Here is a 17658-nt window from a genome sequence, read left to right as displayed (position 1 = left end):
TCGGGGGCCCCTGGCGGCGGTGCACCGGACGGTGCGGCCCGGTCCCCGGGAGGACCGGACCGCACTCGGGTCAGCTCAGGCCCGAGATGGTCTCGCGGACCTTGGTGATGATCTCGGTGGGCATCGGGGCGTAACCGGCGTCCGCCAGCAGGCCCTGGCCGTCCTCCGAGGCCATGTAGTTCAGGAAGGACTTGGTGGCGGGCAGGGTGTCCGCCTTGTTGCCCTTGTCGCAGGCGATCTCGTACGTCACCAGGACGAGCGGGTAGGCGCCCGCGGCGTCCGGGGTGTAGTCCAGCTCCAGGGCGAGGTCCTTGCCGGTGCCGACGACCTTGGCCGCGCCGATGGCCGCGGTGGCGTTCTCGACGGTGGCCTTGACCGGCTCGGCGGCCGCGGTCTTGACGTCGACGGTCTTGATGCCGTCCTTGGCGTAGGACAGCTCGAAGTACGAGATGGCGCCGGACGTCTGCTTCACCTGTCCGGCCAGACCGGAGGAGCCCTGCGCGGACTGGCCGCCCTTGGCCTCCCAGGACTTGCCGCCCTCGTACTTCCAGTCGTCGGGCGCGGCGTTCTTCAGGTACTTGGTGAAGTTGTCCGTGGTGCCGGACTCGTCCGAGCGGTGGAAGGCCTGGATCTTCAGGTCGGGAAGCTGGGCGTCCGGGTTGAGCTTCTTGATCGCTTCGTCGTTCCAGTTGGTGATCTTGCTGTCGAAGATCTTGGCCATCGTCGGGGCGTCCAGGACGAGGGTGTCGACGCCGGGGACGTTGAAGCCGACCGCGATCGGGCCGCCGACCATCGGCAGGTTGATGGCCTGGCCGTCCTTGCAGACCTTCTTCGAGGCCTCGACCTCGTCCGGCTTCAGCGCGGAGTCCGAACCGGCGAACGCGGTCTGGCCCTGGGTGAAGGCGGTGATGCCCGCGCCGGAACCGGTCGGGTTGTAGTTGATCTGCACGCTCTTGCAGGCGGCGACGTACTGCTTGACCCAGGCGTCGATGGCGTTCTTCTGGGCGGAGGAGCCGGACGCCTGGAGCTGGCCCTTGGCGTCGTCGCACTTGATGTTGCTGTTGGCAGCGGCGGCGGTGCCGGCGTCGCTGCCGTTGCTGTTGCCGCCGGTGTCGTCGGAGCCGCACGCCGTGAGGGCCAGGGCGCCGGAGACGGCGAGAGCACCGAGAGCGAGGGCCCGCCGGTTCATGCGCTGAAGCTTCACTTGAGGGAGTTCCTTCCAGGAGCCGCCGTCCTGAATTCGGCGGCGTGCGAGGAGTGGTAAGGCCGAAATTAGGCAGATCAGATGAAGGCGCCGAAGGGCATAAATGAACGCGGGGTGAACCCCTGAGGACGGTGCGGTGAGGTCACGGAACGCTTACGTCGAGGGCACGGACGGGTTCCGGGGTGCGGCACGGAGCGGCGCGCTGCGGGGGTGGGGGCGGTGGCCGGTGCCTGGTAGTCGGTGGCCGGTGCCCGGCGGCTGGCGCTCACTACCCGGTGGCCGGTGGCCGGTGGCCGGTGGCCGGTTCAGGGTCAGTGGCTGGTTCCGAGGGGGCGTGTCGCCAGCAGCGCGTCGACGAGGTCCCGGTCCCGGGGCTCGGTGAGGCGGGCGCGAGCCGCGTCCGGGGGCAGCCACAGGATGCGGTCGACCTCGTCGGAGGGGGTGAAGGCACCGGCGCCCGCTGCCGCGGCCCAGTAGCGGACCTCCTTGGGGCGGCCGTTCGCCTCGTAACGCGCGGTGGGCAGCTCGGTGCCCGGCGCGGCGGCGTACCCGGTCTCCTCCGCGACCTCGCGCAGGGCGCCCGCCAGCGGGTCCTCGCCGGGCTTGAGCTTGCCCTTCGGGTGCGACCAGTCGTCGTACTTCGGGCGGTGCACGAGGCACAGTTCCAGGCCCGGGGGCGCAGCCGGGGGCGCGGGCGCGCGGCGCCACAGGACGCAGCCGGCCGCGCGGACCGTGGTGTCGTCGTCTGCGGGGCTCACGGCGCGCACGCCTCCTGTTCCTGCCGTCCTGCGGCGGTTCCTACGGCAGCCTGATCGGTTCCTTGCGCCAGCTGTGCTGGAACGCGTACCTCGCCGCCTCCACCTCATGCCGCTGGTCGGCGTGGAGCACGCCGAGCGCGTACGCCGTCGCCGGGGCGATGCGCGGTGTCCGGGCGGCCTGGGCGGCGGCCGCGGCGGCCTCCGCGGCGTCGCGGTGGCGGTCCAGGGCCTCACCGGCGGCGATGAGGCGTACGTCCGCCGCGTCCTCGGCGCTCCCGGTGTCCGCGCCGGCCAGCGCCTCCAGGGCGTAGCGGTGCAGGCGCAGCAGGAGGCGGACCTGGTGCCACGGGGCGTCCTGGGGGTGCGGTGCCGGGTCAGGGGAGAGGCCGTGGACCAGTGCCTGGGCGTTGTACGGGCTGCCGGCGGCGACCAGGGGCAGCGCGGCCACGGCGTCGGCGAGGCGTTCCCGGGCCGCGGCGGCGAGCGGGCGCAGGTCGTGGGACGCGGCACCGGAGTCGGAGGCGGAGACATGGACGGGGGCGGCGGGGGCGGCGGGGGCGCCGCCGCGGCCCGGGCGGCCGGGGACACGCAGCGGGACCTCGCTGGCCAGTAGGGCGACCTTGTCCGCCACCGCGTGGAAGCGGCTGCTGCCCAGCGCCTGGAGGGCCGTGGAGTGCGCCCGGGTGCGGGCCAGGGTCAGCTGCCGGTCGAGCAGCGCGCCCGCCTTGGCCGCGCCCACCGTCAGGTTGCCGCGGTCCGGGGACGGCGGGCGGGCCACGGCGGGCGTCCCGGCCGGCACGGCGGCGGTGGCCCGGCCGACCGGGCGCGGGGCGGGGAACGCCGCCGAGCCGGACAGCCGGTGGAGGGCCTGGAGCAGCCGTTCCAGACGGGACGCGTACGCGTGCTCCAGCGCCAGGGTGCCGGACAGCCAGGCCAGCTCGGGGCGCATCTCCTCCGCCCAGTCGGCGTCCAGCAAGGGCTGGAAGGTGTGCAGGGTGCCGCTGATGCGGCGGGCCGCGCGGCGCAGGGCACGGGCCGCGTCCAGGTCGTCCGCGGACGGAGCCGCCCGGCCCGGGCCCCGGCCGGACGTGCCGTCCAGACCCGTGGCCGTACCCGCACCCGTGGCCGTACCCGCACCCGTGCCCGCCGTCCCCGGGCCCGACTCGCGGTGCCTGCGCAGTGCGCGCAGGAACTCCGTGGCCTGGGCACGCAGGTAGTCCGCGAGGGCGTTGGTGTCCGCGGGCGCGTGGAGGACCGAGTTCGTGCCCGCCCCCGTGCGTGTGCCTGCGCCTGTGGCCGCGTCGGCGGCGGTGCGCGGGCCCGTGCTGCCGGTGTGGGGGACCGGGTTTCTGGTCGCGTTCGCGTTCGCGGGTCGGGGCGGTCCGGCGGTCGCCGTGGGGTCCGTCGGGTCAAGGTGTCGCTGTGCCACGCCGGCGCCTCCGGGCGTCTATGAGCATCTCCTGGACGTTGCGCAGGGGCTGGCCGTCCGTGTCCGTCGCGTGCCGGGTCCACTCGCCGTCCGGGCCGAGGTGCCAGGAGGCGGTGACATCGGACATGCCGTTCTCGAGCAGCCGGTTAAGGGCCGCTCGGTGGGCCGGGTCGGCGACCCGGACCAGGGCCTCTATCCGGCGGTCGAGGTTGCGGTGCATCATGTCGGCGCTGCCGAGCCACACCTCGGGCTCACCGCCGTTGCCGAAGGCGAAGACGCGCGAGTGCTCGAGGAAGCGTCCGAGGACGGAGCGGACCCGGATGTTCTCCGACAGGCCCGGCACCCCCGGCCGCAGCGCGCAGATCCCGCGCACCCACACGTCGACCGGCACGCCGGCCTGGGACGCCCGGTAACAGGCGTCGATCACGGCCTCGTCGACCATCGAGTTGACCTTGATGCGGACATAGGCGGGCCGACCGGCTCGGTGGTGCTGGATCTCCTTGTGGACGCGGGAGACCAGGCCGTCGCGCAGTGACTTGGGGGCCACGAGCAGGCGGCGGTAGGTCTCGCGACGGGAGTACCCGGAGAGGCGGTTGAACAGGTCGGAGAGGTCCGCGCCGACCTGCGGGTCCGAGGTGAGCAGGCCCAGGTCCTCGTAGAGGCGGGCCGTCTTCGGGTGGTAGTTGCCGGTGCCGACGTGGCTGTAGCGGCGCAGCGTCTCGCCCTCCTGCCGGACGACCAGCGAGAGCTTGCAGTGGGTCTTCAGGCCGACCAGGCCGTAGACCACGTGGCAGCCGGCCTCCTCCAGCTTGCGGGCCCACTTGATGTTGGCGGACTCGTCGAAGCGGGCCTTGATCTCCACCAGGACGAGGACCTGCTTGCCGGACTCGGCCGCCTCGATGAGGGCGTCGACTATCGGCGAGTCGCCGGAGGTCCGGTACAGCGTCTGCTTGATCGCGAGCACGTCCGGGTCGGTGGCGGCCTGCTCCAGGAACGCCTGCACGGAGGTGGAGAAGGAGTCGTACGGGTGGTGGAGCAGCACGTCCTTGGTGCGCAGGGCGGCGAAGATGTCCGGCGCCGACGCGGACTCGACCTCGGCCAGGTCACGGTGGGTGCCGGCGACGAACTTCGGGTACTTCAGCTCGGGCCGGTCCAGGCTGTGGATGCGGAAGAGGCCGGTGAGGTCCAGCGGGCCGGGCAGCGGGTAGACCTCGGCCTCGCCGATCTTCAGCTCGCGCACGAGGAGGTCCAGGACCTCGCGGTCGACGGACTCCTCGACCTCCAGGCGGACGGGCGGACCCAGGCGCCGCCGCATCAGCTCCTTCTCCAGGGCCTGGAGAAGGTTCTCCGCGTCGTCCTCCTCCACCTCCAGGTCCTCGTTGCGGGTGAGGCGGAAGGCGTGGTGCTCCAGGACCTCCATGCCCGGGAACAGCTCCTCCAGGTGGGCGGCGATCACGTCCTCGATGGGGACGTAGCGGCCCGGGGAGGCCTCCAGGAAGCGGGAGAGCAGCGGCGGGACCTTGACGCGGGCGAAGTGGCGGTGGCCCGTGACGGGGTTGCGGACGACGACCGCGAGGTTGAGGGAGAGGCCCGAGATGTACGGAAAGGGGTGGGCCGGGTCGACCGCGAGGGGGGTGAGGACCGGGAAGATGCGGTGCCGGAAGAGGGTGAACAGGCGGGCCTGCTCCTTCTCCGCCAGCTCGCTCCAGCGGACCAGGTGGATGCCCTCCTCGGCCAGGGCCGGGGCGACGTCCTCGTGGAAGCAGGCGGCGTGCCGGGCCATCAGCTCACGGGAGCGGGCCCAGATCATGTCCAGCACCTCGCGGGGCTGGAGGCCGGAGGCGGAGCGGGTGGCGACGCCGGTCGCGATGCGGCGCTTGAGGCCGGCGACGCGGACCATGAAGAACTCGTCCAGGTTGCTGGCGAAGATCGCGAGGAAGTTGGCCCGCTCCAGGAGGGGCGTGTTCGGGTCCTCGGCGAGTTCGAGCACCCGTTCGTTGAACGCGAGCCAGCTGCGCTCGCGGTCCAGGAAACGTCCCTGCGGGAGCCGGGCGCCGCCGTCCTGGGACTCCTCCGACTCCTCGTACGCGTCGAGGTCGGCGTCGATGTCCGGCTCCAGGCCGGAGACCGCGGCGGCCACGGTGTCGGGGCGGTGCGCCGCGATCGAGCCCACGGAGGGCTGCGCGTGCTGCGTGTGCTGCGTGGGCTGGACCTCTGCCTGGCTGTTCGGCTGCCTCATGAACCCATTCTTCCGCGCCACGCGCCGGTCAGGCGCGTCAGAGGGCCCGAAGGGCCCGGAAGGCTGTGGCTCGGTCGGCTTCATTCGCCGAGCCTCGCAAGGCTGTCTGAATCGATGGTTACGAGGACATGACGTGTGGGATAGCGGCGCCCCTCCGGAACTCGCGCACGGGTCGGCCGTGCGCCCGCGGGGCCACGTGTGCGGGTCGGCCCCTCCCTCTCGGAGTGTGCGTACGGCGAGGTCGGCGGCGCCCTGCAAGGCCCGCCGCGACCTCGCCTCGCCCGGGCCGCGCCCGGCCCGCGCCCGGTCCGCGCCCGGCCCGCGCCCGGTCCGCGCCCGGCCCGCGTACGGTCCGCGCACCGGCCCTGAGATCGTGTGAACCGATCGGGCGGGCTCGTGCGATGAGGAGATGTGAGCGAAACGAGAAGCGACGGGGAGCTGCTGCGGGCCGTCGCGGCGGATGCCGACCGGCGTGCCTTCGAGGAGCTGTACCGCCGGTACGCGCCCTGGCTGACCGCCCGCATGCGCGGGCGCTGCGCCGACGCCGCCATGGTCGACGACGTCGTGCAGGAGACCTTCCTCGCGGTGTGGCGCGGCAGCGCGCGGTACCGGGAGGAGGGCGACGTGGCCGGCTGGCTGTGGCGGATCGGCTCGCGGCGGCTGATCGACGTGCTGCGCGGCGACGGTGCGCGCGGGCGGCTGAGGCAGACGCTGGCGCGGCTGCGGCACCGGGACGAGGTCTCGGCGGAGGAGCGCGTCCTCGCCGGGGTGGAACACGGTGACCTCGCCGGCGCGCTCACCAGACTCTCGCCGGAGCTGCGCGCGGTGCTCCAGGCCACCGTCGTCGACGGGCTGACCACCCGTGAGGCGGCCGTCCTGCTCGGCATCCCGCCGGGCACGGTCAAGACGCGGGCGATGCGGGCCCGCCGGCAGCTGCGGGAGGCGCTGGCATGACGATCGACGACAGCCGTCGCCAGGACGGCAACACCTGGCACGTGGACGAGGACGACCTGCGGGCCTACGCCCGGGGCGAGCTGGCGGCGCCCGCGCTCTGGTCCACCGACGCCCACCTGACCGCCTGCGCCGCCTGCCGGGGCACCCTCGCCGAGGTGAGCGACGCCGCCGCACTGGACGCGGGCTGGGCCCGGCTCGACGCCGAGCTGGACGCGCCCCGGCCGGGCCGGTTCGAGCGGCTCCTGACGCGGTGCGGCGCGGGCGACGGCACCGCGCGACTGCTCGCGGCCACGCCCATACTGCGCCGGTCCTGGTTCGGTGCGCTCGCCACCGTGCTGTTCATGACCTTCCTCGTGGCCGTCTCGGCCGGTGCCGCCGGCAAGCCCACGGTGTTCCTGGTCTGCGCCCCGCTGCTGCCGCTGGTCTCGGTGGCGCTCGCCTACGGGCCCGCCCTGGACCCCACCCACGAGATGGCCGTCGTCTCGCCGATGCACGGCTTCCGGCTGCTGATGATCCGTACGGTCGCCGTGCTCGTCGTGGCCCTCGGCGTGGGCGGCCTGGCCAGCCTCGCGCTGCCCGGTTTCGGTCCGGGCGCCCTGGCCTGGCTGCTGCCGGGGCTGGCCCTCACCACGAGCGGGCTCGCGCTCACGCCGCGGCTGGGTCCGGTGGCCGCGCCCTCCGTGCTCGTGGGCGCCTGGGCCGCCGTCCTGCTGGCCGCGGACGCGGCCCGCGCGTCCACGGACGGTCCGCTGGCGCCGTTCACCGCGGCCGGGCAGGGCGTGTCCGGGCTCCTGGCGGTGCTGGGCGCCGGGCTGCTGTTCCTCTTCCGGGACCGGTTCGACGTCTCCGCCCGCGGCATGGCGTGACCCCGCCACCCTCCTGATCTCTTCCACGTTCCACTTGCACGCACGGGAGTGCCGTATGACCCCCACAGTTTCCGCGTCCGGGCTCAGCCTCCACTACGGGCGCACCCGCGCCCTCGACGACGTGTCGCTGCGGCTGACCCCGGGCGTCACCGGGCTGCTCGGGCCCAACGGCGCGGGGAAGACCACCCTGCTGCGTGTGCTCGCCACCGCCGTGCCCGCCGACCGGGGCGCCTTCACCGTCCTCGGGCACGATCCCGGGACCTCGCGCGGCCGGCAGGAGGTGCGGCGCCGGCTCGGTTACCTGCCGCAGACGCCGGGTTTCCATCCGGACTTCACGGCCTTCGAGTTCGTCGACTACGTGGCGATCCTCAAGGAGCACGCGGACCGCCGGGAGCGGCACCGCGAGGTGCGGCGCGTGCTGGAGGAGGCCGGCCTCGGCGACGTGCGCGGACGCCGGGTCAAGAAGCTGTCCGGCGGCATGCGGCAGCGGGTCGCGCTGGCCGCCGCGCTGGTGGGCGACCCCGGGTTCCTGGTGCTCGACGAGCCGACCGTCGGCCTCGACCCCGAGCAGCGGATGCGGTTCAGGGAGCTGATCGCCGAGGCGGGGGAGGGACGGACCGTGCTGCTGTCCACCCACCAGACCGAGGACGTGGCGATGCTCTGCCACCGGGTGATCGTCATGGCGGCCGGGACGGTGCGGTTCGACGGGACCCCGGCCGAGCTGACCGCGCGGGCCGCCGGGCGGGTGTGGAGCAGCGCGGAGAAGGATCCGGGCGCCAAGGCCGGGTGGCGCACCGGGACGGGCTCCTTCCGGAACGTGGGGGATCCGCCGGCCGGCGCCGAGCCCGCCGAACCCACTCTGGAGGACGGCTACCTGCTCGTCCTCGACGGCGCGGGCCCGGCGGGCGCGACCGGCTCGGAGGTGGCCGCGTGAGCACCGCACTGGCGGAGGACACCGTGTCCGGACAGGCGGCGACGCTCGAGCGCGGGGTGCGTCCCGTGCTCGCGCTGGCCCGGTTCGAGGCCCGCAGACTGCTGCTGAGCATCCCCGTCGTCATCGCCTTCGTGGCGTACGTGGCGTGGATCGTCTGGCGTACCCCGGACTCCTGGGACGGCTACCCCGCCCTCCAGGACGCCGACCGCGCCACCCAGTCCATGCCGATGCTCGTCGGCCTGGCCGTCCTGCTGTGTGCCAACCGTGCTGTGGTCCGTTCCGAGCGGCACGGCACCGAGCAGCACTTCTCGGTGCTGGTCCTGCAGCCCTGGCGCCGGGCGGCCGCCCACGCGCTGTCCGTGGTGCCGGCCGCGCTGCTCACCGCCGTGTGCGTGGCCGGTCAGTTCGGCTGGGAGGCGCTCAAGCCCGGCGCGATCGGTCATGGTTCGCCCGCCGAGCTGGCGGTGGGGCCGCTGACGGTGCTGGCGTTCGGTGTCCTGGGGGTGCTGATGGGCCAGTTGGTGCGGTCGGCGGCGTTCGCCGCGCCGCTGCTGGTGGTCGTGCTGCTGCTCACCCTCGTGCTCGGCACCGCGCCCGTCGGCGGGGACGGCCTGGCCTGGCTGGCGCCGGCCGTCTCGGGGTCCGGCCCGGACACCTTCCCCTCCGACCTGCTGGGGCGGCCCGCCGCCTGGCACGCCCTGTACCTGGCGGGCGCGGCCCTGTGCGTGGCCTTCCTCGCGACGGCCGTCGCCGGTGGGCGCGGTGTGTTCGTCCGGGCGGGCCTCGTCCTGAGCCTGGCGGCGGCGGTGACGGGCGGGGTGCTCCAGGCCGAGGGCGTGTCACCCTCTCCGGAGCTGACCGCGGCGCGCGAGCGCGCTTCGGTGCGCCCCGAGCTGACCTGCGTCGAGCACGGCCGGTCGAGGTACTGCGCCTTCCCCGAGTGGGAGCCGCGCACCGGCACCTGGGCCGGGGTGGTGGACGGCGTCCAGTCCCTGGCGGGCGGCACCGCGCACGACCGGCCCCTCCTCGTACGGCAGCGGATCGACGCCCGGTACGGGCCGGAGGCCGACACCGCGATCCCCGCGCTGACCGGCGCCCACCAGGTGACCGTGGGCACCGCCTGGGGCGGGAACCGGGTCCCCGAGTTCTCCAGTGCCGTCGCCGCCGTCCTCGTCGCGGGCTCGGAGGCGGCGGGCACCGAGATCTGCGACGGGCGGATGGTCACCGTCATGTGGCTCTCCCTGAGCTGGCAGGACGATCCGATGGACGCCCTGCGCCGGGTCCGCCTCGACGACAGCGTGACGGGCTCCGCGCTCGTCCTGTCGCCCACCGACGGGCTGACCATGACGGAGGGTCAGACGGACGTCGTGCGGCACCTGCTGGAAGACCCGCCCGCCGGTGTCGGGGCGCGGGTGAAGGAGCACTGGGCCGAGCTGACCAGGCCGGGCGTCACGACCGCCCGCGTCGCCGGGCTGCTGGGCGTCGCCGCACCGAAGAAGGCGGACTCGTGCGAGGACTGACGGCGGTGCGGGGAGTGTCGGTGGCCCTGGTCGGGCCGCTGTGGCGGACGCTTCCGTGGCGCGCGTCGGCGGCGGCGGGGACGCTCGGCCTGCTGATCGCCGGCACCCCGCTCGCCGTCGGAGCCGAACCGGCCCCCTGGCAGACGCTGTTGCTGCTGCGGTGCGCCGCCCTGACCGGCGCACTCGGCCTGGCCTTCCTGCTGGACGACCCGGCCCGCCACCTCACCACGCCCGTGCCGGTCCCCAGGCTCGTCCGGCAGGCGCTGCGGGTGGCGCTGGTCGCGCCGTTCGCCGCCCTGTGGTGGGCGGTCGTACTGCTCCTGGCCCCTTCGGCGTCCCGCCCTCCGGTCGGCGAGGTCACCCTGGAGGCCGTGGCGGTGGGCGTCCTGGCCCTCGCCGCCGCCGCCCTGGCGGTACGGGTGACGGACGAGGAGCGTCCGGGGCCGTTCGTCGCGGCGTCCTTGCTGGTCATGGCAGTCCTCGCGCCCCTGCTCGCCCCGGAGGGCTGGGCACTGTTCGCCCAGGCCGACGACCCGCGCTGGCCCGCCGCGCACGAGAGATGGGCGGTGCTGGCGGCGGCGGTGGCGGTGGTGGGGGCGGTGTGCGGACCGGAGCCGCTGGGCCGTCGGGCCGGCGGCCGCTGAGGGGACCGCACGCGGATCCCGAGCGGTCCGGGAGCAGACCCGGAGCAGACGCGGAGCAGACCCGGAACAGACGCGGAGCAGACCGGGAACGGTCCGGGAGCCGACCGGGAGCAGGCCCGAGCAGTCCTGAAGCGGCCCGGGTGCGGCCCGGGAGCGGCCTGGGAGCAGGCCCGGAGCGGTCCAAGAGCGCACCGGGTGCGGCCCGGGAGCGGCCCCGGATCAGTCCCAGAGCAGACCGGAAGCCGTCCGGGAGCGGCCCCGGAGCAGCCCCGAAGGGAAGACCGGAGCGGGCCCGGCGGCTCACGTCTCCGTGCGGTACATCAGGTCCGTCTCGTGGGTGACGAATCCGAGGCGCTCGTAGACGGACACGGCGGCCTTGTTGTCGGCGTCGACGTACAGCATCGCGGTGGGCAGGCCCTGCCCCTCCAGGTGCCGCAGGCCGACCGTGGTCAGGGACTTGCCCAGGCCGCCGCCCTGGACGTCGGGGCGGATGCCGAGGACGTAGACCTCGCCGAGCCCCTCCTCGGCGTGCACCTTGGTCCAGTGGAAGCCGATCAGTTCGCCGCCCCGCTCGGCGAGGAAGAAGCCCGCCGGGTCGAACCACGGCTCGGACGTGCGGTCGTCGAGGTCGCGCTGGGTGAGTGAGCCCTGTTCGGGGTGGTGGGCGAAGGCGGCCGCGTTCACGGCGAGCCAGGCCGCGTCGTCCTGGCCGGGCACGAAGGTGCGGACGCTCACGCCCTCCGGCAGCACCGGGTCCGGCAGGTCCAGGCCGGCCAACGGGCGCCGCATCTGCCGCAGTTCCCGGAACAGGGAGAGGCCGAGCACCTGGGCGAGGTGCCGGGCGGCGGAGTGCCCGCCGTGCGCCCAGATGCGCAGCCGCTTGCCGGAGGCGGCGAGCAGCGCGGAGCCCAGGGCCCGCCCGTGCCCCTGGCCCCGGTGCGAGGGGTGGACCACCAGCTCCGCGGCGGGCGGCTCCACCGGGTCGGTGCCCTCCAGCTGGGCGTAGCCGACCAGTTCACCGTCGCCGACGGTGAGCAGGAGGTGCGCGACGCCCTCCCGAGCGGGACCGCGCAGCTGAAGCCTGCCCTGCTCGGACACGGCGTGCTGCCCGTCGTTCCGGGCCGCCGCGGTGAGCAGGGCGAGGACGGCGTCGGTCTGCTCGGCGGTGAGTTCGGCGAGGGTCTCGATCGAGCGGGGGCGGCCGGGCCGCACGGTGTCGTCGCTGGTCATGCGTACGAGGGTAAAGGGCGGGCGCGGCAAAGCGGCGGCAGCGGACGGGAGCGGGGAGCGGCGGGCGGACGAGGGCGAAGTTAAACCAGGCTGTAACCCGGAAGCCCCTGTCGCGCTACGCGCGTTGACCATAGGCTGCTGCGCCGACGAGCCGTCTCCTCAGCGGCTCGCGCCACGCACACCCACAGGGGGGCGCATGCCAGCCACAGCACAGTCGCACCAGCCGCGTCGCAGACGCCGTACGAGCCGTCTCCTCGTCGCCGCCGCCACCGTCGTCACCGCCGGGGCGCTCGCCGCGGCGGCGCTGCCGGCCTCGGCGAGCGCGGGCGGGCACGACCGCGGACACGGCGGCCACGGACACGGTCACGGCCAGGGCCGCTACCAGGACGTCCAGCTCCTCTCCTTCAACGACCTGCACGGCAACCTGGAGCCGCCCGCCGGCTCCTCGGGCCGCGTCACCGAGGTCCAGCCCGACGGCACGAAGAAGACGATCGACGCGGGCGGCATCGAGTACCTGGCCACCCACCTGCGCGAGGCCCGCAAGGGCAACCGCTACTCCGTCACCGCCGCCGGCGGCGACATGGTCGGCGCGTCCCCCCTCCTCTCCGGCCTCTTCCACGACGAGCCGACCGTCGAGGCGCTGAACAAGCTCGACCTGGACGTGACGAGCGTCGGCAACCACGAGTTCGACGAGGGCGCCGGGGAACTGGCCCGCCTGCAGAACGGCGGCTGCCACCCCACCGAGGGCTGCTACACGGACCAGCGGTTCAAGGGCGCCGACTACCCCTACCTCGCGGCCAACGTCCTCGACGAGAAGACGAAGAAGCCGATCCTCAAGCCCTACTGGGTCTGGAAGCGCGGCGGCGTCAAGGTCGGCTTCATCGGCGTGACCCTGGAGGGCACCCCGAACATCGTCTCGGCGGAGGGCGTCAAGGGCCTGAAGTTCCAGGACGAGGTCGAGACGATCAACAAGTACGCCAAGGAGCTGCAGCGCCAGGGCGTGAAGTCGATCGTCGCGCTCATCCACGAGGGCGGCTTCCCGGCCTCGTCCGACTACAACTACGACTGCGACGCCCCGGGCGCCGGCGCCGGCGTCTCCGGCCCGATCGTCGACATCGCCAAGAACATCACCCCGCAGGTCGACGCGCTGGTCACCGGCCACACCCACAACGCGTACGTGTGCACGATCCCCGACCCGGCGGGCAACCCCCGCATGGTCACCTCGGCCTCGTCCTTCGGCCGCCTCTACACGGACACGACGCTGACGTACGACCGCCGCACGGGTGACATCGCCCGTACGTCGGTGAAGTCCGCGAACCACGTGGTGACCCGGGACGTCCCCAAGGCCCCGGACATGACCCGGCTGATCGGCAGGTGGAACACCCTGGCCGCGCCGATCGGCAACCGCCCCATCGGCTACGTCTCGGCCGACGTCAACCGCGACGGCACCGAGTCCCCGCTGGGCGACCTGATCGCCGACGCCCAGTTCGCGTACGGCAGGGCCCAGGACCCGGAGACCGACCTGGCCCTGATGAACCCGGGCGGCATCCGCGCCCCGCTGACCTACGCCGCCTCCGGCGCCGAGGGCGACGGCGTGGTCACCTACGCCGAGGCCTTCACCGTCCAGCCCTTCGCCAACACGGTGAACCTCAAGGACTACACGGGCGCGCAGCTGATCCAGGTGCTCAAGGAGCAGGTGAGCGGCCCGAACGAGGCGGCTCCGAAGATCCTCCAGATCTCGTCCGGCCTCACCTACACCCTGGACCTGACCAAGTCGGGCGCGGACCGCGTCGTCACGGACTCCATCCGCCTGAACGGCGCCCCCGTCGACCCGTCGGCCACCTACCGTGTCGCGTCCAACAGCTTCCTCGCGGGCGGCGGCGACGGCTTCACGACCCTCGGCCAGGGCACGAACGAGCGCGTCGGCGACGACGACCTGGCGGCCTTCGAGCAGTACCTGACGGCCAACTCCTCGGCCACCGACCCGATCGCGCCCCCGGCGGCGGACCGGATCACGGTCGTGCGGTAGCCGGACCCTGCGGTCCCTCCGGCTCCGGCCGGTCCCCGTCGGCGGCACCCGTCTCCGGCGGGGGCACCGGCGCCCCCGGCAGCCGCACGGTCGCCACCGTCCCGCCGCCGCCCTCCCCGGCCGGACCCGGCCCGGCCGGAGTCAGACTCACCGTGCCGCCCGCCTGCTGCACCGTCCGCGCCACGATGGACAGGCCGAGCCCCGAGCCGGGCAGCGCGCGGGCGCTCGGGGAGCGCCAGAAGCGGTCGAAGACGTGGGGGAGTTCGTCGGCGGGGATGCCGGGGCCGTGGTCGCGGACGGTGAGGACGCCGTCGGCGAGGCGTACGCCGATCGTGCCGCCGTCCGGGCTGAACTTCACCGCGTTGTCCAGGATGTTCACCACCGCCCGTTCCAGCGCGGCCGGTTCCGCCCGTACGTACCACGGGCTCACGTCCGCCTCGATCGTCAGCTCGGGGCCGCGCAGGCGGGCGCGGCGCAGGGCGGACTCGACGACGTCGTGCCAGGCGAGGATGCGGGTGCGGCCCTCCTGCTGGCCGGTGTCGGGGCGGGAGAGTTCCTGGAGGTCGCCGATGAGCGCCGCTAGCTCCGTCATCTGGGCCTTCACCGAGGCGAGCAGGGCCTTGCGGTCGGCCTCCGGGATCGGGCGGCCGGTCTCCTCGCTGCGGGTGAGCAGCTCGATGTTGGTGCGCAGCGAGGTGAGAGGGGTGCGCAGTTCGTGGCCGGCGTCGGCGATGAGCTGCTGCTGGAGGTCGCGGGAGCTGGCCAGGGACGAGGTCATGCTGTTGAAGGAGCGGGAGAGACGGGCGATCTCGTCGTCGCTGTCCTTTTCCACGGGGATGCGGACGGCCAGGTCCTCGGTGCGGGCCACGTGCTCGACGGCACGGGTCAGGTCGTCCACGGGCCGCAGACCGGTGCGCGCCACCCACAGGCCCGCCGCGCCGGCGCCGACCACTCCGATGCCGGAGACGAGGAGCAGGATCAGCGCCAGGTCGTTGAGCGTGGACTGCGTGCCTTTGAGCGGTACGGCGGCGATGAGCGCGGCGCCCGCCGTTTCCTGCGTGACCGGGTTGGTGATGGTCACCGGCAGCGTCAGGACGCGCAGCTCGGTGCCGTCCTCGGCCGTGCCGTTGCGGTAGCTGCCCTCCCGGGGCGACCCGTTGCCGATCACCTCGTGGTCGGCCTCGGTCACCTTGATCTCGCCCACCGAGGTGGTGAACAGGCAGACCGTCCCGTTCGCCGTGACCACCTGGGAGTAGGTCGTCCGCAGCCCGTTGACGCCTTCCCGGGGAGTCTGCGAGCAGTTGTTGAGCGCTTCCCTTGCCTGGTCACGCTGCTGCGGGTCGTTCAGCATCGTGGCCTTCTTGAGGTCGCTGTCGACCTGGTCGTACAGCCTCCCCTGGACGATGAACCAGCACGTCACCGAAACCGCCGCCACCGCGAACGCCACCGCCGCCGCCACCAGCAGCGACAGCCGCGCCCGGATGGGCAGGGCTCTGACCCGGCGGGCGAGGCCCGTCACTCCGCGCCGCCCTGCCGCAGGACGTAGCCGACGCCGCGGACGGTGTGCACGAGACGCGGCTCGCCGCCCGCCTCGGTCTTGCGGCGCAGGTACATGACGTACACGTCGAGGGAGTTCGAGGACGGCTCGAAGTCGAAGCCCCAGACGGCCTTCAGGATCTGCTCCCGGGTGAGGACCTGGCGCGGGTGCGCCATGAACATCTCCAGGAGGGTGAACTCCGTGCGGGTCAGTTCCACCGGGCGCCCGGCCCGGGTGACCTCGCGCGTCGCCAGGTCCATGGTCAGGTCGGCGAAGCCGAGGGTGTCGTCGTCCTCGGCGGCCGCCTCCACCGCCGCCGCGTAGGAGCTGCGGCGCAACAGCGCGCGGATACGGGCGAACAGCTCGTCCAGCTCGAACGGCTTGACCAGGTAGTCGTCCGCCCCGGCGTCCAGGCCGGTCACCCGGTCGCCGACCGTGTCGCGGGCCGTCAGCATCAGGATCGGGGTCGTGTCGCCCGCGCCCCGGATGCGGCGGGCGGCGGTCAGGCCGTCCATGCGGGGCATCTGGATGTCCAGGACGACCAGGTCGGGCCGGTACGCGGCCGCCTTCTCCAGCGCGTCGGCGCCGTCGACGGCGACCTGGGTGCCGTAGCCCTCGAAGGCGAGGCTGCGCTGGAGGGCCTCGCGGACCGCCGGCTCGTCGTCGACGATCAGGATGCGCTGGGTCTCACGGTCGCGGTCGCCGTCTGCGGGGCTCATGGGCTCGGGTCCTCGGATGCGGTAGGGATCGGGCGCGGCAGGCTGCGGGTCTGCCGGCGGACGCTTTCAGCGTCGCACGTCTTCGTACCCCGTCAGCCGCTCGCACCGGCTCGCAGGTCGGGCAGGTCGGCCTTGACCGTGTTGACCGGGATGGCGAAGCCGAGGCCCACGCTTCCCGCGCTCGCGGAGGACTCGGTCGCCGAGTACATCGCGGAGTTGATGCCGATGATGTTGCCGTTCATGTCGATCAGCGCACCGCCGGAGTTGCCCGGGTTGAGGGAGGCGTCGGTCTGGATCGCCTTGTACGTCGTCGTGGACGAGCCGGTGTCGCCGTTGAACTCCTGACCGCCGAACTCGAACGGCCACTGTCCGCCCTGCCGCTGCTGTTGCTGCTGCCGGCCCTCGTCCGTCGAGACGGTGACGTCGCGGTCGAGCGCGGAGACGATACCGCTGGTCACGGTGCCGGTCAGACCCTCGGGGGAGCCGATGGCGACGACCTGGTCACCGACCCCGACGCCGTCGGAGTCGCCGAGGGTGGCGGTCTTGAGGCCGGAGGCGTTGTTCAGCTTGATCAGCGCGAGGTCCTTCTTGCTGTCGGTGCCGACGACCTCGGCGGTGTACTGCTTGCCGTCGTTCGTCGTCACCTTGACGGACGAGGCGCCGGACACGACGTGGTTGTTGGTGATGATCTCGCCGTCACCGGTGATGATCACGCCGGAACCGGTGGAGGAGCCGGCGTTCGAGGTGGCGCTGATCTCGACGATGCTCGGGCTGACCGCCTTGGCGACCCCGGAGACCGTGCCCTTCTGGCTGGAGGGCACCACGTTGGTGCTGGTGGAGCTGGAGGCGACGGTGTCGCTGCCGGTCAGCTCCTGGATGCCGAACGCCGTTCCGCCGCCGACGGCCGCCGCGACGATCGCCACGGCCACGAGCAGGGCGGCGGGACGCCGCCGCCGGGCGGAGCGCTTCCCGTGCGGCGGCTCGAACGGCCCGCCCGGCCCGGGCTGCTCCGGCCGCATGCCGGTGGGGGGCTGCGTGGGGGCCGCGGGCGGCTGGGCCGGCGGGGGCGGCCATTCCGGGCTGACGGGAGAGGAGGCGTGCTGGGGGGTTCCCTGGTACGGGTTCGCGTGCTCGTACTCGCCGTTGTGGCGGAGGCTCTCGGTCATGTTCATGAGCTTCCCGCCCGCGGATGAGAGCGGCCTGAGTGCCGCCTGAGAAGCCCGGCAGAACCTCGTATGCCCGATATAAAGCCGCCCCTCGGCGAGCCGCCGGTCGGGGAGCCGCCGGTCGGGGAGCCGCCCGCCGGGGGAGCCGCCCCTCAGGAAGCCACCCCTCGGGAAGCCGCCGGTCGGGAGGCCGCCCGTCGGCAATGCGCCCGTCGGGAGACGCCCGCCGGGAGACGCCCATAGAGAAGCCGCCTGCCAGGAAGCCGCCGGTTGGGAAGCCGCCGGTCGGGAGGCCGCGGGTCGGGAGGCCGCGGGTCGGGAGGCCGCCGGTCGGGAAGCCGCCGGTCGGGAGACCGCCGGTCGGGAGGCCGTCGGTCGGGAGGCCGCCCGTCGGCAAGGCGCCCATCGGGAGACGCCCCTCGGGAGACG

Annotated in this window: 14 protein-coding genes; 6 read left to right on the top strand and 8 right to left on the bottom strand. The window is 73.7% G+C overall.

The window, feature by feature from the left end; genetic code table 11:
• Nucleotides 1–70 precede the first annotated feature (70 nt).
• The 4 genes from pstS to EV562_RS33980 all read right to left on the bottom strand — a co-directional run bounded on the left by pstS (nt 71) and on the right by EV562_RS33980 (nt 5630).
• Nucleotides 71–1204 (bottom strand): phosphate ABC transporter substrate-binding protein PstS, encoded by a 1134-nt coding sequence (pstS, locus tag EV562_RS33995; RefSeq protein WP_208298482.1) that lies wholly within the window; start codon nt 1202–1204, stop codon nt 71–73.
• Nucleotides 1205–1515: 311 nt separating this feature from the next.
• Entirely contained in the window at nt 1516–1962 is a 447-nt protein-coding gene (locus EV562_RS33990) for an NUDIX hydrolase (RefSeq protein ID WP_133890715.1), read from the bottom strand.
• Nucleotides 1963–2002: 40 nt separating this feature from the next.
• Nucleotides 2003–3175, bottom strand: coding sequence for a CHAD domain-containing protein (locus tag EV562_RS33985; protein WP_133890740.1), 1173 nt, complete (start codon nt 3173–3175; stop codon nt 2003–2005).
• Nucleotides 3176–3371: 196 nt separating this feature from the next.
• Nucleotides 3372–5630 carry an RNA degradosome polyphosphate kinase gene (locus EV562_RS33980; RefSeq protein WP_166662132.1) on the bottom strand — a complete coding sequence of 753 codons (2259 nt, stop codon included), beginning with the start codon at nt 5628–5630 and terminating at the stop codon, nt 3372–3374.
• Between the two features lie 411 nt (nt 5631–6041).
• Between EV562_RS33980 and EV562_RS33975 the strand changes: the two genes are divergently transcribed.
• From EV562_RS33975 to EV562_RS33955, 5 genes are read left to right on the top strand one after another with little or no spacing between them, the layout of a single operon-like run.
• Complete coding sequence (locus EV562_RS33975) at nt 6042–6584, top strand: RNA polymerase sigma factor (RefSeq protein WP_133890713.1); 543 nt, start codon at nt 6042–6044, stop codon at nt 6582–6584.
• Nucleotides 6581–7450, top strand: coding sequence for a zf-HC2 domain-containing protein (locus EV562_RS33970; protein WP_133890712.1), 870 nt, complete (start codon nt 6581–6583; stop codon nt 7448–7450). The genes EV562_RS33975 and EV562_RS33970 overlap by 4 nt, the downstream gene beginning before the upstream one ends.
• Before the next feature lie 55 nt (nt 7451–7505).
• Complete coding sequence (locus tag EV562_RS33965; RefSeq protein ID WP_133890711.1) at nt 7506–8384, top strand: ABC transporter ATP-binding protein; 879 nt, start codon at nt 7506–7508, stop codon at nt 8382–8384.
• Between the two features lie 23 nt (nt 8385–8407).
• Nucleotides 8408–9904: an ABC transporter permease gene (locus EV562_RS33960; RefSeq protein ID WP_243860314.1), complete on the top strand. Its 1497-nt coding sequence runs from the start codon at nt 8408–8410 to the stop codon at nt 9902–9904.
• Nucleotides 9892–10548, top strand: a complete 657-nt coding sequence (locus EV562_RS33955) for an ABC transporter (RefSeq protein WP_166662131.1) — start codon at nt 9892–9894, stop codon at nt 10546–10548. The genes EV562_RS33960 and EV562_RS33955 overlap by 13 nt, the downstream gene beginning before the upstream one ends.
• A 300-nt stretch (nt 10549–10848) precedes the next feature.
• On the opposite strand, the gene mshD is transcribed toward EV562_RS33955, so the two are convergent.
• Complete coding sequence (gene mshD, locus EV562_RS33950; RefSeq protein ID WP_133890709.1) at nt 10849–11778, bottom strand: mycothiol synthase; 930 nt, start codon at nt 11776–11778, stop codon at nt 10849–10851.
• A gap of 196 nt (nt 11779–11974) precedes the next feature.
• On the opposite strand from mshD, the gene EV562_RS33945 reads away from it, so the two are divergent.
• The gene (locus EV562_RS33945) at nt 11975–13807 is read left to right on the top strand and encodes a bifunctional metallophosphatase/5'-nucleotidase (RefSeq protein WP_133890708.1); all 1833 of its coding nucleotides are present in this window, start codon (nt 11975–11977) and stop codon (nt 13805–13807) included.
• Here EV562_RS33945 and EV562_RS33940 read toward each other — a convergent pair.
• From EV562_RS33940 to EV562_RS33930, 3 genes are all read right to left on the bottom strand, one after another.
• Nucleotides 13791–15326 (bottom strand): HAMP domain-containing sensor histidine kinase, encoded by a 1536-nt coding sequence (locus EV562_RS33940; RefSeq protein WP_133890707.1) that lies wholly within the window; start codon nt 15324–15326, stop codon nt 13791–13793. The two genes, EV562_RS33945 and EV562_RS33940, sit on opposite strands and share 17 nt — an antisense overlap.
• The gene (locus tag EV562_RS33935; protein ID WP_133890706.1) at nt 15323–16063 is read right to left on the bottom strand and encodes a response regulator transcription factor; all 741 of its coding nucleotides are present in this window, start codon (nt 16061–16063) and stop codon (nt 15323–15325) included. The genes EV562_RS33940 and EV562_RS33935 overlap by 4 nt, the downstream gene beginning before the upstream one ends.
• Nucleotides 16064–16155: 92 nt before the next feature.
• A complete protein-coding gene (locus EV562_RS33930) occupies nt 16156–17229 on the bottom strand; it encodes a trypsin-like peptidase domain-containing protein (RefSeq protein WP_208298481.1) in 1074 nt (357 codons plus the stop codon).
• Between the last annotated feature and the right edge of the window lie 429 nt (nt 17230–17658).

Origin of the sequence: Streptomyces sp. BK208, assembly GCF_004364245.1 — a bacterium.
Classification (GTDB): Bacteria; Actinomycetota; Actinomycetes; order Streptomycetales; family Streptomycetaceae; genus Streptomyces.
The sequence above is the reverse complement of the archived record's forward strand: the minus strand, read 5'-3'. Positions and strand labels throughout refer to the sequence as shown.